Below are 15,158 nucleotides of genomic sequence, written 5' to 3' on the forward strand. Positions count from 1 at the left end.
CTCAGAGTCCGAGAATCATCTGCGCGATGATGTTCTTTTGAATTTCGTTCGAGCCGCCGTAGATCGACGTCTTGCGGAAGTTGAAGTAGTACGCGGCCAGCGGCGCGGCGTCATCGTCGCCGGCAATGCTGTGGGCGCGTTCGCCTTCGAGGAACGACACGTCGAACGGCGCGGCCAGTGGGCCGATGGCTTCAAACATCAGCTCGGTGAGGCCCTGCTGGACCTCAGTGCCCTTGATCTTCAGCATCGACGCTTCCGGTCCCGGCCCGCGCCCGCCTGCTTCATTGGCAACGACGCGTTGCACCGTGACTTCAAGCGCCATCAATTCGATTTCCAGGCTCGCGACTTTTGCGGCGAACACCGGGTCGAGCAGAAGCGGCTTGCCGTTCTTCTTCTGGTCGAGCGCGAGGCGCTTCAGGAACACAAGTTCGCGCTTCGACTGACCGACGCGCGCAATCCCCGTACGCTCATGGCCCAGCAGATATTTAGCGTAGGTCCAACCGCGATTTTCGTCGCCGACCAGATTCTCGACCGGCACCTTCACGTCTTCGAAGAACACTTCGTTGACTTCATGATCTTCGTCGAGCGTGATGATCGGGCGCACCGTGATGCCCGGCGTCTTCATATCGATCAGCAGGAACGAGATGCCCTCCTGCTTTTTCGCGCCGCTGTCGGTACGCACGAGGCAAAACATCATGTCGGCGTGCTGGCCGAGCGTGGTCCACGTCTTCTGACCGTTCACGACGTAGTGATCGCCAACCCGCTCGGCGCGCGTGCGCAGCGAAGCGAGGTCCGAGCCCGAACCGGGTTCCGAGTAGCCTTGGCACCACCAGTCCGAGCCGTCCAGAATCCGTGGCAAGTAGTGACGCTTTTGCGCCTCGCTGCCGTATTTCATCAAAACGGGCGCGACCATCGACACACCGAACGGCAACACCGAGGGCGCGCCGATACGGGCGCACTCTTCGTCCCAGATGTGCCGTTGTGTAGCATTCCACCCCGGGCCGCCGTATTCGGTCGGCCAGGCGATCACCGACCAGCCGCGCGTGCCGAGCAGCTTGTGCCAGTTCGCGAAGTCTTCGCGATTCAGACGCTTGTGATTGAGTACTTTGTCGCTTAGCTCGTGAGGCAAATTCGCTTCGAGCCAGGCGCGGATGTCGGCGCGGAACGCGTCGTCAGCGGGGGAATAATCCAGATTCATGCGCAGTGTCTCCTGGCCGCGGCTGTCCCACCGCCAGGGAGCCGCTGCGCTATTGCAACGGTTCCTTCAGAGCGGCCGGGATCGGCAGCGACATCACTTCAATGCCTTCTTCAACCAGGGCTTTTGCATCTTCCGGTGTCGTAACACCGCGAATGCTGCGTGCAGGCGCTTCGTTGTAGTGAATGCGCCGTGCTTCCTCGGCGAAGCGGTCACCCACGTTCTCAGTCTTTTCCAGTACCTCGCGCAGCGCGCGCATTACACGCGCCTGCTGCTCTTCCGTGCCCGCAGGGGCTTGCGCCGCCGCGCTCGCACCCGACAGATTCAGCCGGGGCGCCGACGGCAAACGGCTCACTTCGGTCGCACCGCAAATAGGACATTCGACAAGCTTGCGGGACAACTGCGACTCAAAGTCTTCGGCGGAGGCAAACCAGCCTTCAAACCGATGGCCATGCGGGCACTGTAGATCGAGGACCTTCATGTGGAATCAGGGCTTGCGTATGAGTTTAGCGCAAAATAGAAATTTGTGAACGGTCGTTCGTAAATTTTGCTTGGGCGACTTCGGCACTCGGCTTTGACACATTTCCGTGCCCGGGAGTAATCGAGTGTGCGTGCGCGATTCTAACGCTTTGCGCCAATGCCCGCCGACACGCCATAAAACGGGGCTGCCAGCGGGTCTGCCAACGGGGCTACCAACAACAACGGCAGCCTTGTGGGCTGCCGTTTATTTGATCTCGTGACTCGTGGGTGCTCGCCTCGCGCCGCGCCGCGCCGCTCGAAGCGGCCGCACGCGGTCAACCCATGTAATCGCCGGTCAGTCAGGTTCAGGCTCCGGCGAAACCCACGTGCCCGACAACACCTTCTCCAGCCAGAACGTACCGATAATCGTCTTGACGTCGGTGATCTTGCCGGTCCGCACCCACTCCAACACCTCAGGCACCGTCGCCGTGAAGAGTTCGAGGAACTCTCCCTCGTCGAGCTTGCGATCGCCGGCAGTCAGGCCGCGTGCGAGGAAGATATCGATAAATTCGGTCGAGTACGAAATGATCGGATGGATGCGCGCCAGGTAGACGTATTCGCGCGCCGTGTAGCCGGTCTCTTCCTGCAGCTCACGCTTCGCGCAAGCAAGCGAGCCTTCGCTCGGATCCAGTTTGCCGGCCGGATACTCGTGCATCACCTTGCCGATCGGATAGCGATACTGGCATTCCATCAGCACGCGGCCATCGTCGAACAGCGGGATCACCATCACGGCGCCCGGATGTTTGACGTACTCGCGAGTCGCGCTCTTGCCGTCCGGCAAACGGACGGTGTCGCACTTCAGAGTCAGGAATGGACCTTGATGGAGAGTCTTGCTCTCAAGACAGGTCTCGGTAAGCGTAGCGTCGTGATCGGGAAGTTCAGCCATGTGCGACCTCAGGACAGCGTGGTGCGCGACGGCTCATGCCGTCAGCGCCGTTTGACGAGATACTGGAAGGTGAAGCCGGGGAACGCAAACACCAGAAACAGACTGAAGGTGATCGCGTAGAACTGCCAGCCCTGCTCGAAGCGGTTACCCGCCCGCGCTTCGAGCATAAAGCCGAACGCGCCCACGACAAAATAAAGCACGATCAGCTCGCCGATCCGCAGCCAGGCGCTCTTCCTTGCCGCCTTGAGCGGCACGAAGGCGAAGAGGCGTTGATTCACGAACGGCAGGTTGGCGCCCGCGAGCGCCAACAACACAATGAACCAGCCAGCAGCCGACATCAGAACGTCAGGGTATGGGTGATCGCTTGCAGGCAAACCTTCAGCAGCGGATCCGGCACGATGCCGAGCACGAGCACAGCCAAACCGTTGAGCGCCAGCAACGCGCGGTTGCAGGTATCGGCCTGGATCGGCGTGGTGTCGAGCGGATCGTCGAAGTACATCAGCTTGACGATACGCAGGTAGTAGAACGCGCCAAACAGCGAGGTGATCACGGCCAGCACGGCGAGCCACGTCAGACCGGCGTTCATCGTCGCTTGCAGCACGGCGAGCTTCGCGTAGAAGCCGACTGCCGGCGGAACACCCGCGAGCGAGAACATCATGATCATCATCACGAACGCGAACACCGGACTGCGCTGATTGAGACCCTTGAAGTCGTCGAGCGTCTCGGCTTCGAAGTCGCGGCGCGCCAGCAGCATGACGATGCCGAATGTGCCGAGCGTCGTCACCAGGTAGACAATGCTATAGAACATCGCCGAGCCGTATGCGCTTGCCGCCCCGCTCGTCTTGCCGTCCACCACACCAGCCAGCAGGCCCAGCAGCACGAAGCCCATGTTCGAGATGGCCGAGTAGGCGAGCATCCGCTTGATGTTGCGCTGGACGATACCGGTGATATTCCCCACGATCAGCGACAGCGCCGCGAGGATCACCAGCATTTCCTGCCAGTCGACCGCCAGCGGCAGCAGACCCATCACGAGGAAGCGCAGGCCCCACGCGAAGGCGGCCACCTTCGGTCCTCCGCCCGTCAGCAGCGTCATGGCGGTCGGTGCGCCCTGATACACGTCAGGCACCCACATGTGGAACGGCACCGCGCCCATCTTGAACGCCACGCCGGCCACCACGAAGATCACGCCGAACAGCAGCACCACGTCGTTGATACGGCCGGAAGCCACGGCCTTGAACACTTCGTTGATATCCAGCGAACCGGTTGCGCCGTACAGCATCGAGATGCCATACAGCAGGAAACCGGATGCCAGTGCACCCAGCACGTAGTACTTCATCGCCGCTTCGTTCGACTGCGCAGCATCGCGGCGCAGCGCGATCACCGCATACAGCGACAGCGACATCAGTTCCAGACCGAGGTACAGCGTCAGGAAGTTGTTGCCCGAGATCATTACCAGCTGGCCGAGCAGCGAGAACATGCCCAGCAGGAAGAAGTCGCCGCGGTACAGTTCGCGGTCTTCAAGATACCTGCGCGAGTAGATGATCGACACCGTGTAACCGAGCGACACCACCGCCTTCATCACGCTGCCGAAGGCGTCGACCACGTACATGTGCCCGAAGAAGTAATACACGTGCGGGTCGAAAGCGTTCACGCCGAACCAGATGCCCGCAATCAGCGTCGAGAACAGGGCGATGAAGTACGTGGTCCGTCGCGCCGCCTGGCCGAAGAACGTGTCGTTGAGCCACGCGAGAACTACGGCGAGCATCAACAGGCCGTCGGGCAACAGGGCAGTCATAGGTGCGTTTTGCATGGTGTTTAAATTCCTCCGCTCTGCGTTACTGTGGCAACGGCAGTTTCGACTGCGCAACGTGGGAGAGGAGGTTTTCCACGGATACGTGCATCACATCGGTAAAGGGCTTCGGATACAGGCCCATGAACAGCGTCAATACGGCCAGCACGATCAGCATGAAGAACTCGCGATTGTTGATATCGAGCAGCTTCTTCACGTGGTCGTTCGCCACCGCGCCAAAATACACGCGCTTGTACATCCAAAGCGTGTAGGCCGCGCCGAGAATCAGCGTGACTGCGGCGCCGCCTGCAATCCAGAAGTTATACTGGACCGCAGCCAGAATCACCATAAACTCGCCGACGAACCCGGAAGTGCCCGGCAGGCCGCAATTGGCCATCGAAAACAGCATCACCAGCGCCGCGAACTTCGGCATCACGTTGACGACACCGCCGTAATCGGCAATCTGGCGCGAGTGCAGGCGGTCATACAGCACGCCGATACACAGGAACATCGCGCCCGAGACGAAACCGTGCGAGATCATCTGCACGATCGCGCCTTCCGCGCCGAGCTGATTGAAGATGAAAAAGCCGAGCGTGACGAAGCCCATGTGCGCAATCGACGAATACGCCACCAGCTTCTTCATGTCCGCCTGCACCATCGCAACCAGACCAATGTAGATAACCGCAATCAGCGACAGCGTGATGACGACTGGGGCCAGGAAGTGGCTGGCGTCCGGCGTGACCGGCAGCGAGAAGCGCAGGAAACCGTACGCTCCCAGCTTCAGCATGATAGCGGCCAGCACGACCGAGCCGCCCGTCGGCGCTTCCACGTGGGCGTCAGGCAACCACGTGTGGACCGGCCACATCGGCACCTTCACCGCGAAGGCAAGGAAGAACGCTATGAACAGCAATATCTGCGGCGTCATGGCGATCTTCGTGGTCTGCCACGTCGCCAGATCGAAGGTGCCCGTCTGCGTGTACAGATAGAGCAGCGCGACCAGCATCAGCAGCGAACCCATCAGCGTGTACAGGAAGAACTTGAACGCCGCATACACGCGGTTCGGTCCGCCCCACACGCCGATGATGATGTACATCGGGATCAGCGTTGCTTCGAAGAACACGTAAAACAGCATCCCGTCCGCTGCGCTGAACACGCCGACCATGATGCCGGACAAGATCAGGAACGAGGCGAAATACTGGCCCACGTTCTTCGTAATGACCTGCCACCCGGCAATCACGACGATCACGGTGATCAAGGCGGTCAGCACCACGAACCACATCGAGATGCCGTCCACCCCAAGGTGATAGGTAATGTTGAAGCGCTCGATCCAATGCACATTTTCAACGAACTGCAGATCCGCCGTGCTCGAATCGAAGCTGGTGAACAGCGGAATCGTGACGATGAAGCTGAGAACCGAACCAACCAGCGCGAGCCAGCGCGCCGGACCAGGATTCTTGTCAGAGCCGATAGCAAGGACCAGGAGGCCGAACAGGATCGGCAACCAGATCGCGATACTTAAAATCGGATACGTGTGCATTGTGTGGTGTCCCCTCGCCTTCTCTTATTTGCCGCCAAGCGTTACAAACAGGGTCAGGAGCCCCAGCATGCCGATGATCATGGCAAACGCGTAATGGTAGATGTAGCCCGACTGGAGGAAGCGGATCACTCCGGCAAACCAGCCGATAAAGCGCGCGCTGCCATTGACGATACCGTCGATGACCACCACGTCGCCTTCTTTCCAAAGGCCCCGGCCGATCGCCACGGCGCCGCGTGCAAACACGACTTCGTTAATCTTGTCGAGATAGTACTTGTTATCGAGCAGCGTATAGATCGGGCCAAACGCGCGGCGGATAACCGGCGGCAGATCCGGACGCTTCAGGTACAGGAACCACGACACGACCACACCCGCGAGCGCCAGCCAGACCGGCAGCCCCGACACCGAGTGCAGGCCCATCAGCACCCAGCCCTGGAATTCTTCCGCCATCTCGGACACCGCGGGATGGTTCGCGCCGATGTAGATGACCTTGTCGAACACCACGCCGTGCGCGAAGAAATCGCCGAACAGGAGCGGGCCGACCGCGATCGCACCGATGATGACCGACGGAATGGCCAGCAGCACCAGCGGCACCCATACCACCCACGGGCTTTCATGCGGCTCGTGCGCGTGGCCGTGATCGTCGTGGCCGTGCCCGTGCGCATCGTGCCCGTGACCATGGTCGTCATGACCGTGCGCAGCGTGAGCGGCGGCTTCGATACCCATCGGCGAATCCGGATGCTTCGGCTTGCGGAAGCGCTCTTCACCGTGGAACACCAGGAAGTACATACGGAACGAGTACAGCGCCGTGACGAACACGCTCGCCACCACCGCGAAGTACGCGAAACCCGAACCCGGCAGATGCGACAGCTTCACTGCGTCGATGATCGAGTCTTTCGAGTAGAAGCCCGAGAAGAACGGCGTGCCGATCAGCGCCAGCGAACCGATCAGCGACGTGATCCACGTGATCGGCATGTACTTGCGCAGGCCGCCCATGTTGCGCATGTCCTGATCGTGGTGCATGCCGATGATCACCGAACCCGCGCCGAGGAACAGCAGCGCCTTGAAGAACGCGTGCGTCATCAGGTGGAACATGGCGACCGGATACGCCGAGACGCCCAGTGCCACCGTCATGTAACCGAGCTGCGACAGCGTGGAGTAAGCCACCACACGCTTGATGTCGTTCTGGACAATCCCGAGGAAGCCCATGAACAGCGCAGTGATCGCGCCGATGACCGTCACGAACGACAACGCCGTATCCGACAGTTCGAACAGCGGCGACATGCGCGTGACCATGAAGATACCGGCCGTCACCATGGTTGCCGCGTGAATCAGTGCAGAGATCGGCGTCGGGCCTTCCATGGAATCCGGCAGCCAGACGTGCAGCGGGAACTGCGCCGACTTACCCATTGCGCCGATGAAGAGGCAAATACAGGCAACCGTCAACAGGCCCCAGCTGGTGCCCGGGAACGTCAGCGACGCGAGCTCATGGCTCTTCGCGAAGATGTCGCCGTAGTTCAGCGAGCCGCCAAACGCCAGCAGCAGGCCAATGCCCAACAGAAAACCGAAGTCGCCCACGCGGTTCACGATAAACGCTTTCATGTTCGCGTAGATCGCGCTTTCACGCGTGAAGTAGAAGCCGATCAGCAGGTACGACACCAGACCCACCGCTTCCCAGCCAAAGAACAGCTGCAGCAGGTTGTTGCTCATCACGAGCATCAGCATCGAGAACGTGAACAGCGCGATGTACGAGAAGAAGCGCTGGTAGCCGTCGTCGTCGGCCATGTAGCCGATCGTGTAGATGTGCACCATCAGCGACACGAAGGTCACGACACACATCATCATCGCCGTGAGCGAATCGACGAGGAAACCGACTTCGAACTTCAGCTTGCCGACCGACATCCACTCGTAGATCGTCGCGTTGAAGCTCGCGCCGTTCATTACGTCGAAGAAGACGATGGCCGAAAGCACGAAGGCGATCGCAACGCCGAGGATCGTGACCGTGTGGGCCCCTGCGCGCCCCACCGCCTTGCCGAACAGCCCGGCAATCAGAGAGCCGGCCAGCGGTGCAAGCGGTACCGCCAGCAACAGGTTTTCGTTGAGTGTGGTTGACATAACAGTCTTGCCTCGAGATTAACCTTTGAGCTGATCGAGATCCTCGACATTGATCGTGTCGAGACTACGGAACAGGGTCACCAGAATCGCCAGCCCGATCGCCGCTTCAGCCGCTGCAACCGTCAGCACGAAGAAGACGAAGATCTGGCCATGGACGTCGCCGAGGTAATGCGAAAACGCGACGAAATTGGTGTTCACCGCCAGCAGCATCAGCTCGATCGCCATCAGGATAATGATGACGTTGCGGCGGTTCAGGAAGATGCCTACGACGCTGATCGCAAACAGGATCGCGCCGAGCACCAGGTAATGAGCAAGGGTCAGCATAATTTTTCTCCTGTCTCCTCTCAGCTATTCTTGGCTGCGGCCGTGGCCGTTGCAGCAGCCGTGGCTGCGGCGGCCGCAGCGGCTGCCGCGTCTTCTGCTGCGATAGTGGCTGCGGTCTTTTCCGACGGCATCTTCACCACCCGCACGCGGTCTTGCGCCCGCACCTTGACCTGATCGCTCACGCGCTGGCGCTTGCTGTCCTTCGCGTGACGCGTGGTCAGTGCGATCGCGGCGATAATCGCCACCAGCAGTACCAGACCGGCGACTTCGAACGCGAAGATGTAGTCGGTGTAGATGACTTTACCGATCAGGCGCGTATTCGACCAGTCAGCCATTGCGCTGCCAGCCGCCACCGTCGTATCGCGCAGCGGCGTGACCGTGGCGCCAAAGCCGTGCCACAGGATCAGCGCGGTTTCGATCACGATGATCGCCCCCACGACAGTCGCCACCGGCACGAAGCGTTTGAAGTCGCGGCGCAGCACGTCGAGGTTGATGTCCAGCATCATCACCACGAACAGGAACAGCACCATCACCGCGCCGACATACACGAGCACCAGCAGGATCGCGAGAAACTCTGCCTGCAGAAGCATCCAGATGGCCGCCGCGTTGAAGAACGCGAGCACCAGGAACAGCGCGGACGCCACCGGGTTGCGCGAGGTGATCACCTTCAGCCCGGACACCACCAGGAGCAGAGCGAAGATGTAGAACAGTACGGTCGTGAATTCCATGATTACCGGTTCATCGTTAGGCCATCGTCAGGCGTTGTTCTTTGGCACAAGCGCGCCATGCTACAGCGGTCAAGCAGCAGCCTACGGCCTGACTGCAGGCCGGTACAACGTGATACGTCAAACAAAAGCGTTTCAGTCAATCAACGATACGGCGCATCCGCTGCCTTGTTTGCCGCGATCTCCGCTTCGTAGCGGTCGCCCACGGCCAGCAACATGTCCTTCGTGAAATACAGGTCACCGCGCTTCTCGCCGTGATACTCGAGAATGTGCGTTTCCACGATCGAATCGACCGGACAGCTTTCTTCGCAGAAACCGCAGAAGATGCATTTGGTCAGGTCAATGTCGTAACGCGTCGTGCGACGGGTGTTGTCCGCGCGCGTTTCCGATTCGATCGTGATGGCGAGCGCCGGGCACACCGCTTCACAGAGCTTGCAGGCGATGCAGCGCTCTTCGCCGTTCTCATACCGGCGCAGTGCGTGCAGACCGCGAAAACGCGGCGAAATCGGGGTCTTCTCTTCCGGGAACTGCACCGTGATCTTGCGCTGGAACGTATAACGTCCGGTCAGCGCGAGACCTTTGAGCAATTCCGTGAGGAAGAAGGTCTTGAAGAAGTTTTGGATTGCGGTCATAGGTTCATCCGCCCTTTATTTCCAGATATTCAACGGCGACATGATCCAGAAGCCGACTACGATCAGCCACACCACGCAGACCGGAATGAACACTTTCCAGCCCAGACGCATGATCTGGTCATAACGGTAGCGCGGGAACGTGGCGCGTGCCCAGATGAATACCGACAACAGCAAGAACACTTTCAGGACCAGCCAGAAAATGCCCGGAATAAACGACAGGAAGCCGAACGGGGCACTCCAGCCGCCCAGGAACAGGGTCGATGCCAGCGCCGAGATCACGATCATGTTGATGTACTCGGCGAGGAAGAACAGCGCGAACGCCATCCCCGAGTAGTCGATCATGTGACCTGCGACGATTTCCGACTCGCCTTCCACCACGTCGAACGGGTGGCGGTTCGTTTCGGCGATGCCCGAGATGAAGTAGACGACGAACATCGGCAGCAGCGGCAACCAGTTCCAAGACAGGAAGTTCAGGCCGTAGCTCGCGAACATACCGCGTTCCTGCGACCCGACGATGTCCGACAGGTTCAGGCTGCCCGAAGTCATCAGCACGACGACGAGCGCGAAGCCCATCGAGATTTCGTACGAGACCATCTGCGCCGCGGCGCGCATCGCACCGAGGAATGCGTACTTCGAGTTCGACGCCCAGCCGGCGAGAATCACGCCGTACACGCCGATCGACGAAATCGCCATCGCATACAGCAGACCCGCGTTGATGTCGCCGAGCACCGCGCCCGCCTGGAACGGAATCACCGCCCAGACCGCGAAGGCCGGCACCACCACCATGATCGGCGCGATCAGATAAGTCCAGCGGCTCGCTTGGGCCGGCTGAATCACTTCTTTCAGCAGCAGTTTGAGAACGTCGGCGATCGGCTGCAGCAAACCTGCCGGGCCCACGCGGTTCGGACCGAGACGCACGTGCATCCAGCCGATCAGCTTACGTTCCCAGAGGATCAGGTAAGCCACGCACAGCAGGATCACGACGGCTACCACCAGGATGCGCACCAGTGCCCACACCGTGGGCCATGCCGCACCGAGAAGTTGAGTGCCGCCCGAGTTGATCGATTCGAACATTTACGCCTTCTCCACCAGCAGTTCACCGAACAGGCTGCCCAGCGCTGCACCGGCAGGCGTGGCCGCCGATACGCGGACGACTGTCTCCGCAAGATTTGCATCGCGCACGGCCGGTAATTGCACCGAGTGCTCACCCTGGCGTACGCGCACTGCGTCGCCGTCTTTCAAACCCAGCTTGTCGAACAGCGCAGCCGGCAAACCGACCGAGTTCGCCGCGCGTGCGGCTGCCGTCAGATGCAGCGATTCCGCACGACGCACCAACGGATCGGCGTGGTAGATCGGCACATCGGCGATGCGCTCAAAGGCGCCTTCAGCCGCCTTCGGCGCTGCACCGCGTGCGATCGCAACACCCGTCTTGTTCGACAGGCGCGCGCTCAGATCGGCGTCGCCGAGTGCCGCTGCGCGTACTTCTTCCGATGTGTCAAATTCGAAACCCGGCACGCCGAGCAGGCTGCCCAGCACGCGCAACACCTTCCATGCCGGACGCGTGTCGCCAAGCGGGCGCACTACGCCGTTGAAGCTTTGTACCGTGCCTTCAGCGCTGACGAACGTACCGGCCGTTTCCGTGAACGGGGAGATCGGCAGCAGCACGTCGGCGTATTCGGCGCCGGTCTGGAACGGCGAAAGCACGACGACCATTTCAGCCTGGTTCAGCGCGGCCAGTGCCTGCGCCGGATTGACCGTGTCGAACTCCGGTTCGACGTTGAGCAGCACGTAACCCTTGCGCGGCTGTTCGAACACTTCGCGAGCGTTCAGGCCACCCGCGCCCGGCAGCGCGCCGACGAGGTGAGCGCCAACCGTGTTGGCCGCTTCCGTGAGGAAACCGAGCTTGGCGCCAGTGGTGTCTGCAATCCATTGAGCCGCGGCGTGGATACGGGCGAAGTCCGGATGACGGACCGCGCCGTTGCCGAGCAGCACGAGACGCAACTCGCCCGCTGCGAGCGACGTTGCAACCTGCTTGTGCGCATCGTTCGCTTGCGTGCCTGAAAATGCTTCCGGCAGCGCGACGCCGCGCGCTTCCGAAACCGCGGCAGCGATGCCGGCGATTTCATCGAGCCATGCGGACGGTGCAGCCACCACGCGTTGGGCTTGCGGAATCAGCGCATCGTCGTTCGTGGCTTGCACGAGCGTCAGCGCCGCACCGTTCTTGGCGGCCTGGCGCAGACGCGCAGCAAACAGCGGGTGATCGCGACGCAGATCCGAGCCGATGACGATCGCCGCGTCGACGTTCGACAGATCGGCGATCTTCGTGCCGAGCCACGGCGTGCCATTCACAGGCGCCGAGAAATCCGACTGACGCAGCCGGAAGTCGACATTAGGCGTGCCGACCGCTTGCGCGAGTTGCTTGACGAGGAACAGTTCTTCGACGGTGCTATGCGGGCTGGCCAATGCAGCGAGAGCTTCTGCGCCGTGGTCGTCCTTGATGCCCTTCAGGCCCTTGACGACGTACTCGAGCGCGGTCTGCCAGTCGGTCTCGACCCACTTGCCGCCTTGCTTGAGCATCGGCTGCGTGAGGCGTTCCGGGCTGTTCAGGCCTTCGTACGAGAAACGGTCCTTGTCCGAGATCCAGCATTCGTTGATGGCTTCGTTCTCGAACGGCAGCACGCGCATCACGCGGTTGTTCTTGACCTGCACCACGAGGTTCGCGCCGACGGAATCGTGCGGGCTCACCGACTTGCGGCGCGACAGTTCCCACGTGCGGGCGCTGTAGCGGAACGGCTTGCTGGTGAGTGCGCCAACCGGGCACAGATCGATCATGTTGCCCGACAGTTCGGAGTCGACCGTCTTGCCGACGAACGAGGTGATTTCCGAGTGCTCACCGCGGCCCAGCATGCCAAGTTCCATCACGCCGGCCACTTCCTGGCCGAAGCGGACACAACGCGTGCAGTGAATGCAACGCGTCATTTCTTCCATCGAGATCAGCGGGCCGACGTTCTTGTGAAACACCACGCGCTTTTCTTCGCTGTAGCGCGAGGCGGACTTGCCGTAACCCACCGCCAGATCCTGCAACTGGCATTCGCCGCCCTGGTCGCAGATCGGGCAATCGAGCGGGTGGTTGATCAGCAGGAATTCCATCACAGCTTGCTGACCCTTCACGGCCTTGTCGGACTTCGTGCGCACGATCATGCCCGCCGACACCGGCGTGGCGCATGCAGGCACGGCCTTCGGCATCTTCTCGACATCGACCAGACACATCCGGCAGTTGGCCGCAATCGACAGCTTCTTGTGATAGCAGAAGTGAGGAATGTACGTGTCGACCTTATGCGCAGCCTGGATGACCATGCTGCCTTCGGGCACCTCTACCTTCTTGCCGTCTATTTCAAGTTCAACCATGATGGTCAATCTTCCTTAACCTGTTACCGCTCAATCGTTCGCCCGTTCACCGCCACTTGGCGATGACCCCCGCGGTTGACGCTTCCGGTGACCCGCCTTAGGCGGCCACCGTTTCCGAAGCCGTTGCTGCGCCGGCATGACCGTCCACGAGGCAATGCTTGTGGGCGACGTGATATTCGAATTCGTCCCAGTAGTGCTTGAGCATGCCGCGCACCGGCATGGCCGCTGCATCGCCGAGCGCGCAAATCGTGCGGCCCATGATGTTTTCGGCCACTGAGTTCAGCAGATCCAGATCTTCCTGGCGGCCGAGGCCGTGCTCGATACGATGCACGACGCGATACAGCCAGCCCGTACCTTCGCGGCACGGCGTGCACTGACCGCAGGACTCTTCGTAATAGAAGTACGACAGACGCAGCAGCGAACGGACCATGCAGCGGGTCTCGTCCATCACGATGACCGCGCCTGAACCGAGCATCGACCCCGCCTTGGCGATCGAGTCATAGTCCATGTCGGTATTCATCATCATCTCGCCCGGGATAACCGGTGCGGATGAGCCGCCCGGAATCACGGCCTTGATCTTCTTGCCGCCACGCATGCCGCCCGCGAGTTCCAGCAGCTTCGCGAACGGCGTGCCGAGCGGCACTTCGTAATTGCCCGGCAGTTCGACGTCGCCCGACACCGAGAAAATCTTGGTGCCGCCGTTATTCGGCTTGCCGAGTTCGAGGTAAGTCTGCGGACCGACTGTCAGCAGGAACGGCACGGCTGCGAACGTTTCAGTGTTGTTGATCGTGGTCGGCTTGCCGTACACGCCGAAGCTCGCCGGGAATGGCGGCTTGAAGCGCGGCTGACCTTTCTTGCCTTCCAGCGACTCGAGCAGCGCAGTTTCTTCGCCGCAGATATACGCGCCGTAACCGTGGTGCGCGTGCAACTGGAACGAGAAGCCCGAGCCCATGATATTGTCGCCGAGGTAACCGGCGCGGCGCGCTTCTTCCAGCGCTTCTTCGAAGCGTCGATACTCAGCGAAGATTTCACCGTGGATATAGTTGTAGCCCACCGTGATGCCCATCGCGTACGCACCGATGGCCATGCCTTCGATCAGCGCATGCGGGTTCCAGCGCAGGATGTCGCGGTCCTTGAACGTGCCCGGTTCGCCTTCGTCCGAATTGCAGACGAGGTACTTCTGTCCCGGAAACTGACGCGGCATGAAGCTCCACTTCAGGCCAGTCGGAAACCCAGCACCGCCGCGACCGCGCAGACCCGACGCCTTGACTTCGGCAATCACCTGCTCGGGCGGAATCTTCTCTTCCAGAATACGGCGCAGCTGGACGTATCCGCCGCGCGACACATAGTCTTCGAGATGCCAGTTGTCGCCGTTCAGGCCGGCGAGAATCAGCGGTTTGATGTGACGATCGTGGAGAGACGTCATTTCGAGAGCTCCTCGAGCAGCTGATCGATCTTCGCGCGGCTCATGAAGCTGCACATGCGATGGTTGTTCACCAGCATCACCGGTGCATCGCCGCACGAGCCCATGCACTCGCCTTCTTTCAAGGTGAACTTGCCGTCTGCCGTGGTTTCGCCGAAGTCGATGCCGAGTTTCTGCTTCAGATATTCGGCGGCACTTTCCGAGCCGCCATCCGGACCGAGCTGGCACGGCAGGTTCGTGCAGAGCGTGATCTTGTACTTGCCGACCGGCGACGTCTCGTACATCGTGTAGAAGGTCGCGACCTCCTGCACGGCGACCGCCGGCATGCCAAGATAGTCCGCGACGAACTGCATGAGTTCGGGCGACAGCCAGCCATGCTCTTCCTGAGCAACGGCCAACGCCGACATCACGGCGGACTGTTTCTGATCGGCGGGATACTTCGTCAACGCGCGATCGATTTCTTTCAGGCCTTCAGCTGAGATCATTTTCAGACACGACTCTTTCAATTCCTACCGAACGAAAACCTGTCGCGTGCTACCTGTTGCGACAGACCCGGCGTTCCTTTGCTTGACGTGCGCCTGCTGCAACTTCGACGCACACGCCACGAT

Annotated in this window: 14 protein-coding genes; all 14 read right to left on the bottom strand. The window is 60.8% G+C overall.

Features of this window, described 5'->3' with window-relative positions; translation table 11 throughout:
* Position 1: 1 nt before the first annotated feature.
* Positions 2 to 1,198, bottom strand: coding sequence for an acyl-CoA dehydrogenase family protein (locus P3T24_RS26850; protein WP_429286211.1), 1,197 nt, complete (start codon positions 1,196 to 1,198; stop codon positions 2 to 4).
* 49 nt (positions 1,199 to 1,247) lie between these two features.
* The gene (locus tag P3T24_RS26855) at positions 1,248 to 1,676 is read right to left on the bottom strand and encodes a DUF1178 family protein (RefSeq protein WP_074265298.1); all 429 of its coding nucleotides are present in this window, start codon (positions 1,674 to 1,676) and stop codon (positions 1,248 to 1,250) included.
* 333 nt (positions 1,677 to 2,009) lie between these two features.
* Positions 2,010 to 2,600, bottom strand: a complete 591-nt coding sequence (locus tag P3T24_RS26860; protein ID WP_074265299.1) for an NUDIX domain-containing protein — start codon at positions 2,598 to 2,600, stop codon at positions 2,010 to 2,012.
* Positions 2,601 to 2,641: 41 nt separating this feature from the next.
* The gene (locus P3T24_RS26865; RefSeq protein ID WP_074265300.1) at positions 2,642 to 2,938 is read right to left on the bottom strand and encodes a DUF2818 family protein; all 297 of its coding nucleotides are present in this window, start codon (positions 2,936 to 2,938) and stop codon (positions 2,642 to 2,644) included.
* On the bottom strand, positions 2,938 to 4,410 hold the full coding sequence (gene nuoN, locus P3T24_RS26870; RefSeq protein WP_074265301.1) for an NADH-quinone oxidoreductase subunit NuoN: 1,473 nt from the start codon (positions 4,408 to 4,410) through the stop codon (positions 2,938 to 2,940). Before nuoN ends, P3T24_RS26865 begins: the two co-directional genes overlap by 1 nt.
* A 25-nt stretch (positions 4,411 to 4,435) precedes the next feature.
* Positions 4,436 to 5,926, bottom strand: coding sequence for an NADH-quinone oxidoreductase subunit M (locus tag P3T24_RS26875; RefSeq protein WP_429286213.1), 1,491 nt, complete (start codon positions 5,924 to 5,926; stop codon positions 4,436 to 4,438).
* Positions 5,927 to 5,950: 24 nt separating this feature from the next.
* Positions 5,951 to 8,038: an NADH-quinone oxidoreductase subunit L gene (gene nuoL / locus P3T24_RS26880; protein ID WP_074265303.1), complete on the bottom strand. Its 2,088-nt coding sequence runs from the start codon at positions 8,036 to 8,038 to the stop codon at positions 5,951 to 5,953.
* A gap of 18 nt (positions 8,039 to 8,056) precedes the next feature.
* Positions 8,057 to 8,362 carry an NADH-quinone oxidoreductase subunit NuoK gene (gene nuoK, locus P3T24_RS26885; RefSeq protein WP_013339863.1) on the bottom strand — a complete coding sequence of 102 codons (306 nt, stop codon included), beginning with the start codon at positions 8,360 to 8,362 and terminating at the stop codon, positions 8,057 to 8,059.
* A gap of 20 nt (positions 8,363 to 8,382) precedes the next feature.
* On the bottom strand, positions 8,383 to 9,090 hold the full coding sequence (locus P3T24_RS26890) for an NADH-quinone oxidoreductase subunit J (protein WP_429286215.1): 708 nt from the start codon (positions 9,088 to 9,090) through the stop codon (positions 8,383 to 8,385).
* A gap of 140 nt (positions 9,091 to 9,230) precedes the next feature.
* Complete coding sequence (nuoI, locus tag P3T24_RS26895) at positions 9,231 to 9,719, bottom strand: NADH-quinone oxidoreductase subunit NuoI (protein ID WP_012401389.1); 489 nt, start codon at positions 9,717 to 9,719, stop codon at positions 9,231 to 9,233.
* A 15-nt stretch (positions 9,720 to 9,734) separates the two neighbouring features.
* Complete coding sequence (gene nuoH / locus P3T24_RS26900; RefSeq protein WP_074265305.1) at positions 9,735 to 10,793, bottom strand: NADH-quinone oxidoreductase subunit NuoH; 1,059 nt, start codon at positions 10,791 to 10,793, stop codon at positions 9,735 to 9,737.
* Positions 10,794 to 13,127 carry an NADH-quinone oxidoreductase subunit NuoG gene (gene nuoG, locus P3T24_RS26905; RefSeq protein WP_429439452.1) on the bottom strand — a complete coding sequence of 778 codons (2,334 nt, stop codon included), beginning with the start codon at positions 13,125 to 13,127 and terminating at the stop codon, positions 10,794 to 10,796.
* Between the two features lie 97 nt (positions 13,128 to 13,224).
* On the bottom strand, positions 13,225 to 14,553 hold the full coding sequence (nuoF, locus tag P3T24_RS26910; protein WP_074265307.1) for an NADH-quinone oxidoreductase subunit NuoF: 1,329 nt from the start codon (positions 14,551 to 14,553) through the stop codon (positions 13,225 to 13,227).
* Positions 14,550 to 15,035, bottom strand: a complete 486-nt coding sequence (gene nuoE, locus P3T24_RS26915; RefSeq protein WP_074265308.1) for an NADH-quinone oxidoreductase subunit NuoE — start codon at positions 15,033 to 15,035, stop codon at positions 14,550 to 14,552. Before nuoE ends, nuoF begins: the two co-directional genes overlap by 4 nt.
* Positions 15,036 to 15,158: the final 123 nt, after the last annotated feature.

This window comes from Paraburkholderia sp. GAS33 (genome assembly GCF_050436645.1).
Lineage (GTDB): Bacteria > Pseudomonadota > Gammaproteobacteria > Burkholderiales > Burkholderiaceae > Paraburkholderia > Paraburkholderia phenazinium_B.

Excerpts from the sequence above, each read along its gene's own strand:
- P3T24_RS26850 (WP_429286211.1), bottom strand. The coding sequence starts at position 1,198 with ATGAATCTGGATTATTCCCCCGCTGACGACGCGTTCCGCGCCGACATC.
- P3T24_RS26855 (WP_074265298.1), bottom strand. The coding sequence starts at position 1,676 with ATGAAGGTCCTCGATCTACAGTGCCCGCATGGCCATCGGTTTGAAGGC.
- P3T24_RS26860 (WP_074265299.1), bottom strand. The coding sequence starts at position 2,600 with ATGGCTGAACTTCCCGATCACGACGCTACGCTTACCGAGACCTGTCTT.
- P3T24_RS26865 (WP_074265300.1), bottom strand. The coding sequence starts at position 2,938 with ATGTCGGCTGCTGGCTGGTTCATTGTGTTGTTGGCGCTCGCGGGCGCC.
- nuoN (WP_074265301.1), bottom strand. The coding sequence starts at position 4,410 with ATGCAAAACGCACCTATGACTGCCCTGTTGCCCGACGGCCTGTTGATG.
- P3T24_RS26875 (WP_429286213.1), bottom strand. The coding sequence starts at position 5,926 with ATGCACACGTATCCGATTTTAAGTATCGCGATCTGGTTGCCGATCCTG.
- nuoL (WP_074265303.1), bottom strand. The coding sequence starts at position 8,038 with ATGTCAACCACACTCAACGAAAACCTGTTGCTGGCGGTACCGCTTGCA.
- nuoK (WP_013339863.1), bottom strand. The coding sequence starts at position 8,362 with ATGCTGACCCTTGCTCATTACCTGGTGCTCGGCGCGATCCTGTTTGCG.
- P3T24_RS26890 (WP_429286215.1), bottom strand. The coding sequence starts at position 9,090 with ATGGAATTCACGACCGTACTGTTCTACATCTTCGCTCTGCTCCTGGTG.
- nuoI (WP_012401389.1), bottom strand. The coding sequence starts at position 9,719 with ATGACCGCAATCCAAAACTTCTTCAAGACCTTCTTCCTCACGGAATTG.
- nuoH (WP_074265305.1), bottom strand. The coding sequence starts at position 10,793 with ATGTTCGAATCGATCAACTCGGGCGGCACTCAACTTCTCGGTGCGGCA.
- nuoG (WP_429439452.1), bottom strand. The coding sequence starts at position 13,127 with ATGGTTGAACTTGAAATAGACGGCAAGAAGGTAGAGGTGCCCGAAGGC.
- nuoF (WP_074265307.1), bottom strand. The coding sequence starts at position 14,553 with ATGACGTCTCTCCACGATCGTCACATCAAACCGCTGATTCTCGCCGGC.
- nuoE (WP_074265308.1), bottom strand. The coding sequence starts at position 15,035 with ATGATCTCAGCTGAAGGCCTGAAAGAAATCGATCGCGCGTTGACGAAG.